General features: G+C 75.8%; 1 protein-coding gene and 1 pseudogene. One reads left to right on the forward strand and one right to left on the reverse strand.

Annotated elements, in window-relative coordinates:
• Nucleotides 1–270: 270 nt before the first annotated feature.
• Nucleotides 271–523: pseudogene (locus tag AOK16_RS29115) on the reverse strand (PspC domain-containing protein); the annotation flags it as partial.
• Nucleotides 524–1,642: 1,119 nt separating this feature from the next.
• Here AOK16_RS29115 and AOK16_RS21305 point away from each other — a divergent pair.
• Nucleotides 1,643–1,974 (forward strand): protein kinase domain-containing protein (locus AOK16_RS21305; protein WP_240483677.1); only part of this gene is annotated, 332 nt, incomplete at its 3' end.

Raw genomic sequence — 1,974 nt, forward strand, 5'->3', positions numbered from 1 at the left:
GGCCCCGCCGGGGGCCGGCGGGGCCTGTGTCTCGGGGGGTACGCCGACGGGGGCGGCCGCCGAGCCGGACGAAGTCCCCTTTCCCGCACCGGACTTGGCGCCGTCTGCCCCCGTCTCGCCCGCCGTGTCCGCCGCGCTCTCCTGCTCGGCGCGGCGGCGCTGCGACCAGTGCGCGGAGCCGGCCAGCGCGCCCGCCACGGCGACGGAGAAGAAGAGCACCGCCGGGTTCTGGACCGTCGACAGCAGCAGCCCGCAGCCGACCAGCGCGNNCGACGCCGCCCGCGAGGCCGAGGACCGCGAAGACGACGCGGAAGATGACGGGGTCGAGGTCGTAGTGCCGACCGAGGCCGCCGCACACGCCGGAGATCATCTTGTGGCCGCGGCTGCGGCGGAGGCCGCGCAGCGGCGGTGGTCCGGCGGCGGGCACGCCGGAGCCCCTGTCAGAGCCCCTGCCGGAGTCCCCGTCGGAGCCCCTGCCGGAGCCCGGGCCCGGGTCGCCGGGGGCGGTCTGCTGGTCGGTCATGGGTCCATGGTGACCGCCCGCCGCCCCCGAAAGCACCCGGCTCGACCCTGGCCTGACCCTGAGATGTCCCGTGGGGGCTGGGGCAGCCCCTGATCCAGGCCGACTCCTGGGCCAAGCCAGTCCAAAGGCCAGGCCAGCTCAAAGGCTCGGGTCGCCCCATGGGCCCAAGTCGCCTCTTCGGCCAGGGCCAAGCCAGCCCATAGGCCGGCCAGCCCATGGGCTGGCTGGGTCGCCATGAGCCCGGGTCGCCATGGGCCCGGGTGGGCTCTTCGGCGGAGCCGACCCCTGGGCCGAGCCAGCTCCTAGGCCAGGCCAGCCCAAAGGCCGGGGTCGCCCCATGGGCCCCGGGTCGACTCTTCGGCCCGCGTCGGCTCTTGGGACCGGGCCGACTCACGGGCCGCGTCGGTCCGACACGTCGCCCGCAGGGATGGCTGGACGGGTTCGCGGGCAGGGGCGAGTTGAGGGTTCCTCAGCGGGAGGCGACGCGGTCCCCGGTGGGGGTACCTCCCAGGCCCGCCACTATCGTGACAGGCCATGGCAGACAGGCCATGAGCGACGGGGGAGCAGAAGGGGCGCGCGGTGCGGGACCGGAGAGCGAGCGGCAGCGGGGGCGGAGCCCGGAACCGGCCCGCCGGGCAAGCGAAATGGGACAGCCGGGGCGCCGCGTGGAGCGGCCGGGACGTGGGATGGGATGGCCAAAACGCTGCGTGGGATGGCCGGGACGTCGCGTGGGACGGCCCGGACGCGGGATGGGACGGCCGAGGCGTCGCCGGGGACGGGCCTGAGATGAGCGCGGAACGTCCCGGGCCGGACGAGGAACGTCCCAGGGCGGGAGCGGAACGTCCCGGGGCAGGCTGGGGGCGCCCCGAGGCGGCGGACCGGGACTACTCCGCGAGTTCCCGGACAGCCTGGAACAGCCCCGGACCGGACAGTCCTGGACCGGACCGGAACAGCCCCGGAACGGACCGGAGCAGTCCTGGAACGGGATGGGACGGCCCGGGAACGGACGCCGACGGCCCCGAAACCGGCTGGGAAGACCCCCCGTCCCCCGACGAGCGCGACCGCGGTCGCCTCGCCGCCGGGCGCTACCGCCTGCTCGACCGGATCGGCCGCGGCGGCATGGGCACCGTGTGGCGCGCCGAGGACGAACTCCTGGGCCGCCACGTCGCGTTGAAGAAGCTGCACGTCCCGCCGCACCTCGCTGACGACGAGCGCGCGACCCTGTACGAGCGGACGCGCCGCGAGGCCCGCAGCGCGGCCCGCATCGCGCACCCCAACGTGGTCGTGGTGCACGACGTCGTGGACGACGGCGGGCTGCCGTGCATCGTCATGGAGTACGTGCCGTCCCGCACGCTCGGCGATGTCCTCAAGCACGACGGGCCGGTTGGCGTGGCCGAGGCGACGCGGATCGGCCGCGGCATGATCGCCGCACTGCGCGCCGCCCACGCGGC

The organism is Streptomyces pathocidini, assembly GCF_001418495.1.
Classification (GTDB): domain Bacteria; phylum Actinomycetota; class Actinomycetes; order Streptomycetales; family Streptomycetaceae; genus Streptomyces; species Streptomyces pathocidini.